The organism is Microbacterium hatanonis, assembly GCF_008017415.1.
GTDB lineage: Bacteria > Actinomycetota > Actinomycetes > Actinomycetales > Microbacteriaceae > Microbacterium > Microbacterium hatanonis.
On the sequence record NZ_VRSV01000001.1, the window covers coordinates 1,975,600 to 1,991,518 of the forward strand.

At 68.7% G+C, this 15,919-nt stretch carries 11 protein-coding genes; 4 read left to right on the forward strand and 7 right to left on the reverse strand.

Annotated features, from left to right (window positions below):
- Positions 1 to 46: 46 nt before the first annotated feature.
- Positions 47 to 2,044, reverse strand: coding sequence for an acyltransferase family protein (locus FVP77_RS09540; RefSeq protein ID WP_187266869.1), 1,998 nt, complete (start codon positions 2,042 to 2,044; stop codon positions 47 to 49).
- A gap of 141 nt (positions 2,045 to 2,185) precedes the next feature.
- On the opposite strand from FVP77_RS09540, the gene FVP77_RS09545 reads away from it, so the two are divergent.
- Together FVP77_RS09545 and FVP77_RS09550 are read left to right on the forward strand one after the other, a co-directional pair.
- Positions 2,186 to 3,421 (forward strand): O-antigen ligase family protein, encoded by a 1,236-nt coding sequence (locus tag FVP77_RS09545; RefSeq protein ID WP_147894248.1) that lies wholly within the window; start codon positions 2,186 to 2,188, stop codon positions 3,419 to 3,421.
- A gap of 28 nt (positions 3,422 to 3,449) precedes the next feature.
- On the forward strand, positions 3,450 to 4,451 hold the full coding sequence (locus tag FVP77_RS09550) for a glycosyltransferase family 2 protein (protein ID WP_147894249.1): 1,002 nt from the start codon (positions 3,450 to 3,452) through the stop codon (positions 4,449 to 4,451).
- Positions 4,452 to 4,458: 7 nt separating this feature from the next.
- Here FVP77_RS09550 and FVP77_RS09555 read toward each other — a convergent pair whose 3' ends face one another.
- The 5 genes from FVP77_RS09555 to FVP77_RS16825 form a co-directional block, all read right to left on the reverse strand.
- On the reverse strand, positions 4,459 to 6,573 hold the full coding sequence (locus FVP77_RS09555) for an acyltransferase family protein (RefSeq protein ID WP_147894250.1): 2,115 nt from the start codon (positions 6,571 to 6,573) through the stop codon (positions 4,459 to 4,461).
- Between the two features lie 86 nt (positions 6,574 to 6,659).
- Complete coding sequence (locus FVP77_RS09560; RefSeq protein WP_147894251.1) at positions 6,660 to 8,585, reverse strand: glycosyltransferase; 1,926 nt, start codon at positions 8,583 to 8,585, stop codon at positions 6,660 to 6,662.
- Positions 8,582 to 9,727, reverse strand: coding sequence for a UDP-galactopyranose mutase (gene glf, locus FVP77_RS09565; RefSeq protein ID WP_147894252.1), 1,146 nt, complete (start codon positions 9,725 to 9,727; stop codon positions 8,582 to 8,584). The genes FVP77_RS09560 and glf overlap by 4 nt, the downstream gene beginning before the upstream one ends.
- 62 nt (positions 9,728 to 9,789) lie before the next feature.
- Entirely contained in the window at positions 9,790 to 10,905 is a 1,116-nt protein-coding gene (locus FVP77_RS16820) for a glycosyltransferase family 4 protein (protein WP_187266870.1), read from the reverse strand.
- Entirely contained in the window at positions 10,902 to 12,140 is a 1,239-nt protein-coding gene (locus FVP77_RS16825; protein ID WP_187266871.1) for a lipopolysaccharide biosynthesis protein, read from the reverse strand. Before FVP77_RS16825 ends, FVP77_RS16820 begins: the two co-directional genes overlap by 4 nt.
- Positions 12,141 to 12,293: 153 nt before the next feature.
- On the opposite strand from FVP77_RS16825, the gene FVP77_RS09575 reads away from it, so the two are divergent.
- Together FVP77_RS09575 and FVP77_RS09580 are read left to right on the forward strand one after the other, a co-directional pair.
- Positions 12,294 to 14,228: a DUF6541 family protein gene (locus FVP77_RS09575; RefSeq protein ID WP_147894253.1), complete on the forward strand. Its 1,935-nt coding sequence runs from the start codon at positions 12,294 to 12,296 to the stop codon at positions 14,226 to 14,228.
- Positions 14,225 to 15,130 (forward strand): glycosyltransferase, encoded by a 906-nt coding sequence (locus FVP77_RS09580; protein WP_147894254.1) that lies wholly within the window; start codon positions 14,225 to 14,227, stop codon positions 15,128 to 15,130. Before FVP77_RS09575 ends, FVP77_RS09580 begins: the two co-directional genes overlap by 4 nt.
- A 1-nt stretch (position 15,131) precedes the next feature.
- Here the strand turns inward: FVP77_RS09580 and FVP77_RS09585 are convergent, their stop codons facing one another.
- Entirely contained in the window at positions 15,132 to 15,911 is a 780-nt protein-coding gene (locus FVP77_RS09585) for a glycosyltransferase (RefSeq protein WP_246134036.1), read from the reverse strand.
- Between the last annotated feature and the right edge of the window lie 8 nt (positions 15,912 to 15,919).

The window sequence follows — 15,919 nt, forward strand, 5'->3', positions numbered from 1 at the left end:
AGGGGCGGGGCGGCGGACGCCCTCGCCTCCCGGAACGGGAGTGCTGCTATCCGATCGGGATGCCGGGGATCGACGCGAGGGCGTCGCGCATCGCGGGTGTCAGGGTCGCCGCGTATGACGCCGAGAGGTGACTCTGGTCCAGGTACACCGCCACGTTGCCGATGACCGCCTGGCACGTCTCCTCGGGGCAGAGGAAGTCGAGGAGGTCCACGGCGTGGACGCGGTCCCGAGACCCGAGCTCCGCCGCAGGATTGATCTCGGCCGAGACGTCGGCCCGAGGGCGAGTGCATTCGGCGGCCTCTCGCCCGTTGTCCTCGACGCAGCGATACATGTTGGTCTCGTACCGAGGATTGTCTCGGATGAGGAGGACGTCGGATCCGGATGCCACGATCTGATCCACCCGCTCCTCGATGCCGAGCGGCAGCCGCTCGTCCGGCGACTCGGCGACGGCGCGGCTTCCGATCAGGACCACCAGGTCTGCCGGGAAGTCCTCGGCATAGGACGCGGCCTCCCGTTCCCAGTCCTCGCATTCCGCGTCGACCTGGGCGGCCTCGCCCGGGGCGAAGAAGCACCCGCCTTTGAGGAGCGCGACGACGTTCCAGCCCTCCTCCTGCATGATCGGCAGCAGCGTGCCCGACCACTGCTGCGCGTGGGAGTCTCCGATGACGAGAGCGGTCCGCGCGGCGCCGTCCGCGCTGAGGGTCTCGAGGCAGGTCGCGGCCAGCGAACCATCACGCGGCACCCTGTCCCCCGTGCACCGCGAGTCGAAGTCCACCCAGTCCGTATCGACCGCGGTGCCGCCCGGAACGATGTCGGCGTCGGCGATCACATTGGCGGCGTTCCGTGGCAGCAGGACGGCCGCGCCGGGGTTCGCCTGCGGGTCGGCCATGGCGGACCGGATGCGGTCGGCGGTCTGCCACCCCGTGAGCGGCACGAGCACGATGAGCAGCCACCCGATGGTGATGCCGGCACTCCTGCGCAGGGACGAGGCCGACGCCTTCTCGGCCCGACGCTCCACCAGGCGATTCAGGGCCATCGCCAGCGCCAGCGAGACGGCGACGACCACGAGCCCGCCGACGAATGAGACCGACGCCGAATCGGTGATGACGAGATAGGCCACCAGAACGGGCCAGTGGACGAGATACAGGCTGTAGGCGATGGTCCCCAGCCGGACCATCCAGGTCGAACCGAGGAACCGCACGGGAGCGCTCGTCGTCTCGGCCTGCCCCGCCAGGATCAGGAAGGCCGCGCTCAGCGTCGGCCAGAGCGCGGCGGCGCCCGGGAACCCCGACTCGACGTCGAGGACGATCCCGCACAGCAGCACGCCGGCGATACCGACCCATGCCAGGATCGCGCCGAAGCGGGCGCCGATGCGCAGCGACGGCGCGATGATCGCGAGCAACGACCCGAGTGCGAACTCCCAGAGTCGCGACCACGTGTCGAAGTACGCCAGCTGCTGGTCCGCAGCGGTGTAGACGATGGAGCGGACGAGGGATGCGGCGAAGACCGCGGCGAACACGATCAGCAGCACGCGTCGCGGGTTGAGGCCCAGACGTCGGGCCACCCACAGACCGCCCGCGATGATCACCGGCCAAAGAAGGAAGACCTGGCCCTGGACGGAGAGCGACCAGAAGTGCAGGAGCGGCGAGGGGAAGGTCTCGGTGCGGGCGTAGTAGTCGACGGACTCCGCCGACAACTGCCAGTTCTGCGCGTAGAAGAGCGACGCGAAGGACTGCGACCAGATCGTGTTCCACGACGACGTGGGGAACACCGCCGCGGCGAGGAGGAGCACGCCGAGCACGGTGACGGCGGCAGCAGGGATCAAGCGGGCGAACCTGCGCAACCAGAACCGACCCAGATACGGAGCGGTAACGCTGTCGGCGCGACGGAGGAACGACGAGGTGAGGAAGTACGCCGAGACCATCAGGAAGACGTCGACGCCGCCCGAGACCCGCCCGACCCACACGTGGTAGATGACCACCAGGGCGATCGCGAACGCGCGCAGGCCGTCGATGTCGGCTCGGCGCTCCGCGGACCGCGACACGATCCTCGTCGCACGCCGGAGCCCGGGGAACGCACCCGAAGCAGAGGTCGCCCGACTCATCCTGGCCACAGCGAGGTGATGGGGAGACGACCGCACATCCATCTAGCGTAAGGTCGCTGCCGCACTACCCTGGAAGGCACGATGGCGATCTCGACGAAGCATCCCGCGTCCGCTCCCCCGGAGGCGCCGGCGCGCGAGACGACCGGCCACCTGCTGTTGCGCGGATGGTGCGCCTTCGTCATCGTCTCCGCCCTCATCGGGTCGGGCTGGGTGTTCGCCCTCGGTCCCCTCGGCACGGGTGTGCTCGTGGCGGCGACGGTCGTCGTCACGATCGTGCTGTGGGTGACGATCCGCCCCCCGCTCCAGTGGCGCCGGCTCCCGTGGGTCGCGCTCGCCTTCCTGATGTGGGCCGCGGTGCCGATGATCTGGAGCCCCCGGCCTGCCGAGGCGGCAGTCGTGTGGACGCTGCTGGCCGCCGCAGCGGTGCACGCGGTGTTCATCGCGGCGGCGCTCACCTGGCGCGATGTCGTCCGAACGATCGCGTCGGCGCTGAAGTGGCTGATCGGCCTCTCCATCGTCTTCGAACTCGCGGTCGGCGTCTTCGTGGGCGGGCCGCTCCTCCCGGGCTTCGTCGTCGCCTCGGCCGATTCCGACCCTGCGACGTTCTGGTCCAGCGGCGACTTCTTCGGCGCCAGCCCCCTCGAAGGTCTCGTCGGCGACCCCGGCGTGCTCGGAGCGCTCATGGTGCTCGCCATGATCGTCTTCGTGATCCGCTTCGCGGCCGGGGCCCCGCGGCGCGTCGTCCTGCTCGCCTGGATCGTCGTCGCGGCATTCATCCTGATCCGCTCGGGATCGACCGTGTCCCTCCTCGCGCTGGCGGGGGTCACCCTCGTGCTCACGACCGTTCTGCTCATGCGCACCGCCACCCACCCCGGCGAGCGCACACGGTACTACCTCCTGTACGCCACGGCGGGCCTCGCCGGCGGCGCCGTCGTCTGGATCGCTTTCGGCGCGGAGCTCTCCCGCGCCGAAGGCGCGTGGGCCCAGGTCTTCGCGCACCTCGGGCCTGTCGGGGTGGTCCTCCTCGCTCTCACCCTTCTCGCCTTCATCTGGCGCGCCTGGTTCTTCGCGATCGACCGCCCCCGCTTCGATCTGCGCGCCGACCGCCCCTACTCGCCCCTCTCCCTCCTCCCCACACTCCTCGCGGCGCTCCTCCTCGTGGAGGGCGTCGCCGAACCCGGTGTGCTCCTGCTGTGGGGATGGATGCTGCTCGTGCTCCTCGGCGCGAAGATCAAGCAGGCTCCGCTGATCGGGGTCGGACCCGCCGAGCAGAGCATGGCGATCGAGCGCGGGGAGGCGCCCGGCCAGGTCTCCTGAGGTTGTCTCGGATAGGATCGACCACGATATGAACGCCTCCTCCCGCCCGCCCGCGCCAGAGTCCGAAGCGTTCGATCCGGCTTCCGTGACGATCGCGATCGTCACCTACAACCGCTCGCACCTGCTCACCCGGCTCCTCGAGAGCATCGGACGCATGGACCCCAAGCCGGGTCACGTCGTCGTCATCGACAATGCGTCCACCGACGACACGACCGAGATCGTCGAGGCTCTCCGCGAGCAGCTCGGCACGGAGCTCGTCTATCGCCGGCTCGACACCAACACCGGCGGGTCAGGCGGGTTCAGCGAAGGCATGCGCGTCGCCTACGAGCTGGGATCCGAGTGGATGTGGCTCATGGACGACGACGTCGAGGTCATCTCCGACGGCCTCGCCCGCATGGGCAAGTGGACGCCCCGCTTCCGCAGCATCCAGGGCCGGCGTTACGACTACGACGGGAGCGCCTTCTACTGGCAGTACCGCGTCGCCGAGTCGATGGCGATCCCGATCCCGTTCGCACCCGCCGCCTTCGACGCATCCGGGTACAAGGAGATGAACTCGGGATGCTTCGAGGGGATGTTCATCCATCGCGACATCGTCCAGCGGATCGGTCTGCCCGACCCCCGGTTCTTCATCTACTGGGACGACCAGATGTACGGCTGGCTGGCCTCGCGGATCACGACCTCCGTGATCGTCGACGACTTCGTGCTGCGCCGCACGCGTGAGATCAAGCAGCACGACTTCGGTGTGCGCCATATGAACGCGTCGAGCAACGCCTACCGTTACTACATCATGCGCAACCGCGCCTATCTGAAGCAGTACTACCGAGCGAACGGGGCCTACAAACCCCTGCCGTTCGCCGTCGGCACCGCACTCACGCTCGCCAAGGAGCTCATCCGTCTGGTGCTCGTCGAGCGAACGATCCGCGGCACGAGCCATCTGGTGAGGGGTCTGCGCGACGGGCGCAAGATCGCGGGCGATCGATCATGGCGGCCGATGCCTCCCCTGGCGGACGCCGTCGAGTCTGCCGTCTGATCGACCGTCAGGTGCCCGGCGCGCGATCCACGGCGCTCTCGAACCGGTCGGCCAGCATGCGCGAGTATCGCCGACTCACGTGGTCGGCGTCGTAGTACACCGGTTCGCCGCCGATCACGGCGAAGCACGACTGGTCGTCGCAGAACGCATCCGTGAGGTCGATCAGACGAACCTCCGGCCTGGCCGCCTTCTCGACGGCGAGCGGGAGCGGGTCGCCCGGAGGCAGGGCCACCGCACGGGGCCGAGCGCATTCGAGCGGATGCTGGGGGTTGAGCAGCACGCAATCGGGATCGCGGACGTCGCCGTTGAGCGGAGGATCGACGATGGCGAACACGCGTGAGCCCGCATCGGCCCAGGCGTCCCAATCGGCGACCAGGCCCTCGGCGAAACGCTCCTGGGCGAGTTCGGGTGGGAGATCCCCCTCCAGCAGCTCGAAGCGGCCGGCCATGGACGTGAAGACCAGATCGGGGCGGGTCTCCACCACCGCCGCCGACACGTCCCTCGACCAGGCGCGGCACACCGCGACCTCCGGCGGCCCCCAGAGCGTTCGGAACCCGGCGAAGGGGACGTCGGCGGGTGGGCAGCCGCCGAAGTGGCTGATCGTCAGACGCCATCCTCGCCGTTCCGCGATGTCGAGCAGCGGGCCCTGCCACTGCTCGGCGTGCGAATCGCCGACGAGCCACACGTCGGTGGGATCGCTCGTCCCCCGGGAGAAGTCGCAGTGCGTCGTCGTCGTGCGATCGCCGTAGATCATCCGGTCGACGGGCCGACAGACCTCGGGGGCCCACCAGTAGACATGGGCGCCGGTGATGACGGCCGACTCCGGGGGTCCGAACGCATCGGGGCAGGACGCCGCATCCGCGATCGCCGCGGGTCCTACGCACGCTCCCGCCCGGAGCGGGCCGTCGGGCAGATCGTACGAGCTCTGCTGAGCGTAGGCGGCGTGCATCGAGCCCGCAGCCCCGAGGATCACGACCATCCCCACCGCCATCCCGGCGAAGGCCCGGCGGGTCGACGTCGACCACCACCGCCACCGCTGGGCGGGTCTTTCCACGAGACGATGCGTCAGCCACGCGAGCGCCAGCGAGGCGACGAGCACGGCGATCTTCGACACCGTCGAGAGGGGTCCCGCGAGCACGAACGGCGCCACGACGATGAGGGGCCAGTGCCAGAGGTACAGCGAGTACGAGACGTCTCCCACCCACTGGACGGGCCTCGCCGCCGTGACCGCGGAGTGGACGAGCCGATCGTGGCCCGTCCCCGCCACGATCACGGCAACGGTCGAGAGCACGGGGAGGAGTGCCGTCCACCCCGGGAACGGCGTCTCGGGCCCGAAGAGGAAGACCGAGAGCACGATCCCGGCGAACCCCAGGAGCGACAGCAGATCGGCGGCCCTTCGCGGCAGCCGGATGCGCGAAGCCAAGACCGCGACCAGGCCGCCGAGCGCGAACTCCCACATCCTCGTGAAGGTGACGAAGTAGGCCGCGTTCGGCGCCAGCTGGGTGTAGACGACGCTCGCCGCGAAGGACGCCACCCCGATGACGGCGATCAGCACCAGCGCCCGGCGGCGGCGGTCGTCCGCGCGGCGAACACCCCACCCGGCGAGCGCGAGCAGCAGCACGGGCCAGACGACGTAGAACTGCTCCTCGACCGACAGCGACCAGTAGTGCTGAACCGCACTGGCCGCCTCATTCGCGGCGGAGTAGTCGACGGAGAAGCCCGTGAGCACCCAGTTCTCGACATAGAGCGCCGCCGCGGCGATCTCGGCCGCGTTGCGTTCCCACCGCGGATACGGCAGGAAGACGTACACGAGCGCGCCGGCCGCGGCGAGCACGAGCAGGGCCGCCGGCAGCAGTCGGCGGACGCGGCGGGCATAGAACCGGCCGAGGCGCACGCGCCCGGTGCGGTCGATCTCCGCGAGAAGATGGCCGGTGATGAGGAAACCCGAGATCACGAAGAAGACATCGACACCGACGTAACCGCCGGTGAAGCGCAGCGGCCAGAGGTGGTTGAGCACGACCGCCGCGATGGCGAGGGCACGGAGCGACTGGATGTCGGTGCGGAACGTCCGGGTGCGCTCGGCGGGCTCGTTCGACGGTGCCTGGACGGCCGGTGTCGCCATGCTCGATCCCTCTGCTCCGAAGGCGGCGTTCCGCCTCGGAAGAGGCTAGCCTGCCGCGGCTCGCGGCCGCCGCAGGCGCCCGCGTCTCACTTCTTGGTGGTCGTCACATCTCCCGCGAAGATCGACCGCCACTGCTCGGGGGACGTGATCTTCGGCGCCTCTCGACCGTAGGCCTCGGCGAGCCGAGCCCAGCGACGTGCCAACCGCATGTTCAGGCGCACGCTGTCGAAGAGGAATCGTCGCATCGCGGAACGGTCGCGCTGGTACCAGGCCACACCCACGCCGTCGGGCGAGGTGACCAGGGCCGAGTCGATGTCGGCGAACCGCCACCAGGTGATGTCAGGGGCGGCGATGACGCGCTCCGGGTTGCGGTGGCTGCCCTCGGACTCGCGGATGAAGAGCTGCCTCACCGCCACCCGCAGGGCGAGGACCACCGCTGCGACCGGGTTGGTCGGGCGGCGGACGGCGCCCAGCATGACCCGTGACGAACGCCGCACAGGTGGCAGGGTCGAGAAGTCCTCGACGACGGTCGCATCCACGAAATCCGCGCGGAGTCGTCGCGCGTCGCCCTGCTTGGTCGCCAGCCAACCCGGCAGCGCCTCCGGGCCCGCGAACGCGTCGCGCAGAGCCTGATGACGCAGCCGCACGGTCGAGTACTGCAGCATGAACAGGAGCTTGACGTCGCCGAGGAACGAATGCAGCGGCAAGTACCCGCCGCGCGGCACCGGCGAGCGCAGCAGGCCGGTGATGACGCGGTTGCGGTGGATGAAGTACTCCTCCCACGTCCTCGTCGGATCCTTGTCGTGCCAAGCCATGTGCCAGACCGCGACGCCGGGAAGACACACCGTCGGGTAGCCGCTCTGCGCCGCCCTGAGGGAGTATTCGATGTCGTCGAACTTCAGGAACACGGGCAAGGAAAGACCGATGTCGCGCAGGATGTGCGTCGGGATCAGACACATCCACCAGCCGTTGAAGTCGGCCGCGAGACGACGGTGGAGCTCGGGTGTCTCGCGAAGCGTGTCCTCGGCGAAGTCGTGGTCGTATTCGCTCTCGCCCGATGCGGACATCCACGATTTACGGGTGTCCCACACCTCTCCCTGGGTATAGAGGACGGACCGCTCGTCGAGATGGAGCATCCCCCCTCCCACGATCGTCGGCACCGTCGCGAAATCGGCGAAGCGCACCGCCCTCATGATCGCCTCGGGCTCGGAGATGGCGTCGTCGTCGAGGAGGAGGACGTAATCGCTGCGACCCTCCGTCAGCGTCTCGAGCATGGCTCGCGAGAACCCGCCGGACCCGCCCAGGTTGGCCTGCCGCAGCACGGTCAGGTGCTCGCCGAGCTGCTCTGCGGCCTCGCGGAAACGAGGCTGGTCCTCGACGAGATCGGTCCCCTGATCGATGACGTACACGGTGTCGAGAACGCCCGCGATGTCGGTGTCGGCACCGATCGTGAGGAGCTGATTGAGGCAGTACGAGGGGCGGTTGTACGTCGTGATGCCGACCGAGACCGTGCCGGGTGCCTTCGCCTCGGGGGCCGCCACCTGCCACTCGGCGCTCTCGAGAGTGGCCTCGGACTGCGCACACGCGATGTCGAACCAGTAGTTCCCGCCATCGACGAACGAGAGCACCGGGAGATCGAACGCCACGGTCTCGTCGTCGAACTGCTGCGACGCGACCGCGGAGGCTCGACCGCGCGCGCTCGACTTGTATACGGAGAGGAGTCCCTGACCGCGCAACGTCACGACCAGCCGCACGGACCGGACGCTCGTCCATCGCTGCCAGTAGCTCGCGGGGAACGCGTTGAAGTAGGTACTGAGCGAGATCCGACGGTGGGCGTACACCGTGATGGACCGTCGGCCGTTGATCTCGTAATCGGCGCCGGGCTGCGACCCATCGCCCGCGCCCGTGTCGACGTACAGAGCCGAGACCTCCGCAACGCCCTCCGTGGGGAAGACGATCCGGTTCACGGTCACGAAATCGTCGGTCGTGTTCATCGAGGTGCCCTCCGTCATGACGCCAGCGTGTTGTTCCACAGCGACAGGGCCGCGCCGATGGCCATGTGCATGTCGAGGTACTGGTACGTGCCCAGCCGCCCTCCGAAATGCACGCCGCTCTCGCCCTTGGCGAGCTCGCGGTATGCGAGCAGGCCGGTGCGATCGGCGGGGGTGTTGACCGGGTAGTAGGGCTCGTCCTCGCGTGTCGCGAATCGGGAGAACTCCCGCATGATGACCGTCTTGTCGGAGGGGTACCGGTCGGCACGCTCGGGGTGGAAGTGCTTGAACTCGTGGATGCGCGTGTAGGGGACGTCTGCATCGGCGTAGTTCATGACGCTCGTGCCCTGGAAGTCGGCGATCGGCAGAACTTCCTGCTCGAAGTCGAGCGTGCGCCAGCTCAGCTCCCCCTCTGCGAAGTCGAAGTACCGGTCGACGGGGCCCGTGTACACGATCGGGAGCTGGCCGACGGTCGCCCGCTTGTTCAACGGCTGCGACTCGTCGAAGAAATCGGTGTGCAGCTTGACGTCGATGTTCGGGTGGTCGGCCATGCGCTCCAGCCACGCGGTGTATCCGTCGACGGGGAGACCCTCCCACGTGTCGTTGAAGTACCTGTTGTCGTAGGTGTATCGCACAGGAAGACGGGAGATCACCTCGGCGGGCAGATTGGTCGGGTCGGTCTGCCACTGCTTCGCCGTGTAGTCACGGATGAAGGCCTCATACAGCGGGCGGCCGATGAGACCGATGCCCCGTTCCTCGAGGTTCGCCGCATCCTTCGGGTCGAACTCTCCGGCGAGCTCCTGCACCAGCGCACGCGCCTCGGCCGGGGTGTACGCCGCCTGGAAGAACTGGTTGATCGTTCCCAGGTTGATCGGAAGCGGGAACACGACACCCTTGTGGTTCGTGTAGACGCGGTGCACGTAGTTCGTGAACTGGGTGAACCGGTTCACGTACTCCCACACGGTCGGGTTCGACGTGTGGAAGAGGTGGGCGCCGTAGCGGTGCACCTCGATCCCGGTGGTCGGTTCGGCTTCGGAGTACGCGTTCCCGCCGACATGGTGCCGGCGGTCGATCACGGTCACCTTTCGACCGGATGCCGCCGCCCGCTCCGCGATCGTGAGACCGAAGAAGCCGGAGCCGACGACGAGAAGATCAGGATTCACAGTCACGTCCTTTGCGTTGGCAAATCGCCCTCAAGTCTAGACGGCCGCCCCGCCGCGCATTTTCAGCTATGGCGCTGTCGCACGGCCGCGGCGATGGCGAGGAACGCCCGGGTGTTCGACGCGTATGTCACCGAGCGGAGCCTCGCAGCCGCGGCGTCGACGCGGGACTGGGACGCGTCCAGATCGTCCAGCACATGTTCGGCGAGCGAGGCCAGGGCCTCACCGTCGCCCGGTGGGGCGTAGAGCGCCTCATCACCCATCGATGCCCGGACGCCACCGATGTCGGTGGACACCACGGCGGCTCCGCTTAGCGTCGCCTCCGCCGGCGGGAGGTGCCACCCCTCTGCATCGCTCCCGCACAGGTAGACGGATGCAGACCTATAGAGCTCGCGCAGCACCTCGGGCGACGGGTCGGACACGTACTCCACCCCCGGAGCGAGCGGACGCGGCGGGACAGGATCGATCCCGAAGGCGACCACCCGCACATCCGGGCGGCGGGCACGGACGGCGCCGAGCGCTTCCGCGACGACATCGGGCCGTTTGTACCCGTGAGGAGAGAGCAGCGACATCACCATCGGGCGGCGCTCCGCGAGCGGAGCGCCGGTCGGGAACGAATCGACGTCGAGCGCATTCGTCAGCAGGACGCTGGAGAGTCCCGCCCGCGAACACAGGTCTGCGAGCCAGGGGGCGATGACTATCCGCTCGTCAGCGCGCGCCCAGGCGCGACGGATCACATCCTCCGGGGCCGCCCAGGTCTCGAAGTGCTGGATGAGGGCGAGAGACGTCGCGCCCGCACGCCGGGCGACGTGAGCGACGTACGCCGTGGTCTGCACCGCGGTCGCCACGACGACAGACCGCCGGCCCAGCTTCGGACGCGGTCGGGCAGCGGTGACCTTCACCTGCACGCGCTCGTCGAAGTGGTACCACGGGATGGAGGTGGTCGCGCGCCCCATCAGCCGCCGTCGCCACAGACCCGCCGCAAGTATCCCGGCACGGAACAGCGAGAGCCTTCCATTCTCGAACGCGTTGAAGAACGGGCTGTGCCAGACCGTCACACCGACGCCCTGGCTGACGAGCGCGTCCGCGTACTCGTAGACCACCTTGTACCCGCCGATAGGGGTCGGGGCCGGAGCAGGCAGCAGGAAGTGGACGTCCGAGACAGGCTCGTCGGCGCTCATCGCGCCGCCGCCCCGGAAGCGAGCGGCTCGGCCAATCCGGTCCGTCGCGAGTACCAGACGCAGCACAGCAGTGTGAACACCTCGCTGAGGGCGAGGCCTGCGGCGACTCCGACCGGACCGAAAGCTATCCCGCCGATGAGCATCCCCGACAGGCCCAGGATCGCACTCGCCGTCGTGACCCAGAGAACCGAGCCCTCCCGCCGTGCCGGGAGCAGCACGTTGCGTATCAACGGCGTGGAGGTGGAGATCGCGATGTACGACACTCCGAGCCAGAAGAGCATCGCGGGGTCGGCTGCGAGCTCCTCCCCGAAGATGAGCTGACTCGCGGGGACTCCGAGGAAGACGAGGAAGGCGAACCCCACCAGCCCGAGGGCGAGCATGATCCCGATGGACGCGAGGTTGCGCGCGCGACGATGATCCCCGCGCGCCTCGAGCGCCCACCCCTGCAAGGCGTTCCCCATGGCGACCACACCGAGGAGACCGTAGCGATAGATGCGGTCGCTCGATCCGTACGATGCGGAAGCGGCGGGCGACGACGTGGCCGCGACGATGGGCACCGGCGCGTTCGAGTAGAGATTGCCGACGACCTCGACACCCCAGGCGGAGCGCAGTCCCTGGATATCCGACCGGACTCGGCGCCATCCCACCCACCGCGGGAACACCCGACGAAGGTGGACGAGGTGGAACGCGAGAACCCCCGCGACCGCCGCCACGATCATGGCGACGCCGTACCAGACCACGTCACCCGTCCACAGCAGCAGGCCGATGGCTATCGCCGTCGCGATCGCCCGGGGCACGATCTCGAACCACACGATGATCGAGATGGACGACACACCGACCGCGTACCAGCTCACACCGAACCCGCCCAGCGCCCCGGCGATCGCGAACGTCACGGCGACGCCGACCGTCGCACCGGGAGCGAGGAGCGCGCCGATGATGGCCGCACCCACGGCCACGGCCGCGATGATGGGCAGTCGCGCGTAGAACGACCGACCGTAGAGCTCGTGGCGGGCTTCAGAGGATGTCTCCACGGCGACCATGGGCGTGCCCAGCGCGTTCCACCCGACGTAGCCGACCGCGGCGGCGTATGTGCCGACGGCTTGGCCGACGTTGAACGCGACCCATCCGTCCTCACCGCTGGCGCGTCCCACGATCGGGATGGCCACGAAGGGCAGGATGGCCGAGATGAAAGGAAGTGTGGAGAATCCGGCAAGACGTCGGATGAGAGTGGCCACCCGAAGAGACTAGTTGACCTCTATTCGAGAACCCGCGGCGGCGCCTCTCGGAGTCCGTCGATGTGTGTCCGTTATCCTTCCCTGCGGGCTCGGTGCCGATATGCGCCGAGTTCGAGCCCCCCGGGCCCCGCGCGCTGAGCGAAAGACATATGAATGACCTGGATCGATCTCGCCGTCGCCGGCGCCCTCACCGCGGCCGTGGTCGTCCTCCCGGGGATCGTGCTCGCCCTCGTGATGGGACTGCGCGGGCTCGCCTCCTGGGCTGCTGCCTTCCCGTTCGGAGTCACCGTCATCAGCACGGCGTCCGTGGCCGCCCCGCTCATCGGTCTGGCCTGGTCGCCGCTGCCCGTCGTCCTCGTGACGGTCGTCTTCGCCGCCGTGATCGTGGGCGTCCGGCTCGCCGCGAATCGGGGGTGGCGGTTGCGCGCGCCCCAACCGGTGGAGCGGGGCAGGTGGGTCATCGCCGCGGTGGTGGCCGCGGGGATCGTGGTCGCTGCGCAGGTCGTCGTCGTCATCGGGGCGCCCGACAACATCTCCCAGACGTTCGACAACATCTTCCATCTGAATGCCGTGCGATACGCACTGGACAACGGGAACGCGTCGCCGTTGTTCGTGGGATCGATGACCAGTACGAGCGGTGGCATGTGGTTCTACCCCACCGCATGGCACGCAACGGCCGCTCTGGTCGTCCAGGCGACCGGCGCATCGATCCCGGTCGCCGCCAACGCGATGGCGCTCGTGTTCTCCGCGCTCGCGTGGCCGGCGGGGGCGATGTGGCTGACGTCCGAGCTCTTCGGGCGTGGGCGCGGAACCGCGATCGGCGCGGGGTTGGCGATCATCGGGTCGGCGTCGTTCCCGTTGCTGATGATCGATTACGGCGTGCTCTACCCGCTCCACATGGGGCTCGCCGTTCTTCCTGCCGCCCTCGCGCTCGCGCTGCGCGCGCTGCGGATCACCTCTCCCGGGGGTCTGCCCGCGGCACTGGCCGTGGTCGGCACCCTTGGGACGCTGCCTGGCCTGGCCGTCGCACACCCCGGTGCTCTCGTCGCGTGGATCGTCTTCGTCTCGGTGGGAATCGTGTTCACCGCGGTTCGCGCCTGGAAGGGTTCGCGCTCGCGAGGTCAGCGTGCCCTCGTCGTGGTTTTCGTCGCTGCCTACGCGATCGTCGCCGCCGCCGTCTGGTGGGTCCTGCGCCCGCCGGCCGCGGCTCGGACATGGCAGCCCGAGATGACCGTCGCCCAGGCGATGGGAGAGGTGTCGTTCGCATCTCCCTACCGCGCCCCGCTCGCACTGCTCGTCGCCGTTCTCATGATCGCGGGAGTCGTCTGGGCCGTGCGGTCGCGCCGTCGCGCTCCCCTCTACGCCGTTGTCGCGCTGCTCGCCGTCGGCGGCCTGTACGTGGTGGTCGCTGCGCTCCCCTACTTCGAGATTCGAGACGTACTGACGGGCAGCTGGTACAACAACCTCCCCCGCGTCGCGGCGATCCTTCCGACCGCGGTGGTCCCTCTCGCCGGTGCGGGCGCCCTGTTCCTGTCGGCCGGCGTGCGAGGGGCGGCTCGACGGATGCGACTGCGCGGCCCTCTTCAGGCGATCGCGACTGCGGGCGTCCTGCTCATCGCCGTCGTCGCCGCGCTCCTGCCGATGCGGACGCCCATTGATACAGCGCAGGCGAACTACACGTTGGACGCCGACTCCCCCCTGGTCTCGGCCGACGAGATGGCCCTCATGCGGCGACTCGACGACGAGGTCGAGCCGGACGCGGTGATCGCCGGGAGCCCGTGGACGGGTGCCGGGCTGGCCTACGCCATCAGCGGGCGAGAGGTTCTCCAACCCCACACCCTCATGGACATCACGAGCGAGATGACCGCCATCAACGACGGCCTCGATCGCGCGGCGCCGGGCGGTACGGTGTGCCGGGCGGTCGACGACACCAGGGTTCGATACGTCCTCGACTTCGGCACCCGGGAGGTCCACGGAGGCAATCACCCCTATCCCGGATTCAGCCGACTCGCCGCCTCGAAGGCTGTCGAACTCGTCGACGAGGAGGGCGACGCACGCCTCTACCGCATCGTCGGTTGCGCACGATGAGCGACGACCCCGTCGTCGTCGACATCATGCTCCCCTTCTGGGGACCACCCGAGCTCCTGTTCGAGGCGGTGCGGAGCGTTCTCGATCAGAGCGATCCGGGATGGCGTCTGACCGTCATCGATGACGCCTACCCGAGCGAGTCGGTGCCCCAGTTCTTCGCCGATCTCGATGACGAACGAGTGCGCTATCTGCGAAACGACAGCAACGTCGGCATCATGGAGAACTTCCGTCGCTGCGCCGAGCTCGCCTCCGCGGAATACACCACCATCTTGGGCTCCGACGACCGTCTGCTCCCCGACTACGTCCGGTTGCTCCGGACCTTCGTCGCGCGGTTCCCCGACGTCGACATCTTCGCCCCCGCGGTCGTCGTGATCGACGAGAACGGCGATCCCCACCGCCCGCTGGCCGATCGCGTCAAAGGGCTTCTGACACCGCCGCCCGCGGCGGGACCCGTTCGCCTCGAGGGCGAGGCCCTCGTGGCAAGCCTCGTTCGCGGCAACTGGCTCTACTGGCCCTCGCTGGCCATCCGCACCGCGCGGCTGAAGCAGATCCCGTTTCGGCTCGACCTGCCGATCATCCTCGACCTGGCCTTCATCCTCGACGTCGCCTTCGATGGCGGCGCTGTGATGTACATGAACGGTGAGCCGTCGTTCGAGTACCGACGGCACGAGTCGAGCCTGTCCCAGACGGCGATCTCCGACGGCGTCCGGTTCCGCGACGAAGCTCGATTCCACCGGGAGGTCAGCCTCCGTGCGCGCACACGCGGATGGCGGAGAGCGGCGCGGTGGGCGGCACTGCGCCCGTCATCGCGACTCCACTCCGCCGCCGCGCTGCCGGGTGCCGTGCGGTCACGCGACTCCGCCGCTTCTTCTGCAGCGGCGAGGAACGTCTTCGGACGGTGAGCTAGGCCTTGCTCCGCGGCCGACGGCGGATGCGGCGGACGGCCTCGATCGAGCACCGTACGAGCATGACCCGGGCACGGAGAACCGCCCGCACTCCTCGCGGACGCGAAGGCGACGCATTCGCCTCGTGCAGTCGCCGTTGCACCGAGGGCGAGTGCACGTGCTCGAGAGTGGCCGACGCGTTCGCGACCGTTGCGATCCACAGATCGTGCGACTCGGTGAGGAACGTCGGGAACGGCAGCACCGTCGAGAGGAATTCTCGACGCACCGCCATCGCGCAGCCGAAGTATGGGGCGATCCCCGCCCAGATGGTCAGCTGACGCCGGATTCGATCGGACGGACGGGATCGCCCCAGCCGCCACGGGCGCCTCGTCAGAGGGTGCGGAAGAGGTGCGCCGTCGCCCAACAGGACGAGGTCGGATGCGGCGACCTCAGCCGAGTCCACGGCAGCGCACAGCAGGTCACGCCGTCCGGGGATCCAGACGTCGTCTTGATCGGAGAGCAGGATCACCTCGCGTGACGCCAGCGACAGAGCGTGCTCGAAGGTCGCCACGTATCCCCGATTCGCCTTCTGCCTGATCAGGCGCACTCGTGGATCGTCGAACGCTTCGATGAGGGCGACACTGTCGTCCGTGCTCGCGTCATCGACGATCACGATCTCGTCATCGGAACGGAGCTCGACGAGAATGGAGTCCAGCTGCGGCGTGAGCCACCGCGCGCCGTTGTACACCGCCATGCAGACCGAGACGCTCGGGCCCGTCGGCGCAGGAGTGGTGGCCACTGTGAGTC

Bases quoted from the DNA above. Each gene is read 5' to 3' on its own strand.
- FVP77_RS09580 (WP_147894254.1), top strand. From the start codon at position 14,225: ATGAGCGACGACCCCGTCGTCGTCGACATCATGCTCCCCTTCTGGGGA.
- FVP77_RS09550 (WP_147894249.1), top strand. From the start codon at position 3,450: ATGAACGCCTCCTCCCGCCCGCCCGCGCCAGAGTCCGAAGCGTTCGAT.
- FVP77_RS16820 (WP_187266870.1), bottom strand. From the start codon at position 10,905: ATGAGCGCCGACGAGCCTGTCTCGGACGTCCACTTCCTGCTGCCTGCT.
- FVP77_RS09560 (WP_147894251.1), bottom strand. From the start codon at position 8,585: ATGACGGAGGGCACCTCGATGAACACGACCGACGATTTCGTGACCGTG.
- FVP77_RS09575 (WP_147894253.1), top strand. From the start codon at position 12,294: ATGACCTGGATCGATCTCGCCGTCGCCGGCGCCCTCACCGCGGCCGTG.
- FVP77_RS09555 (WP_147894250.1), bottom strand. From the start codon at position 6,573: ATGGCGACACCGGCCGTCCAGGCACCGTCGAACGAGCCCGCCGAGCGC.
- FVP77_RS09545 (WP_147894248.1), top strand. From the start codon at position 2,186: ATGGCGATCTCGACGAAGCATCCCGCGTCCGCTCCCCCGGAGGCGCCG.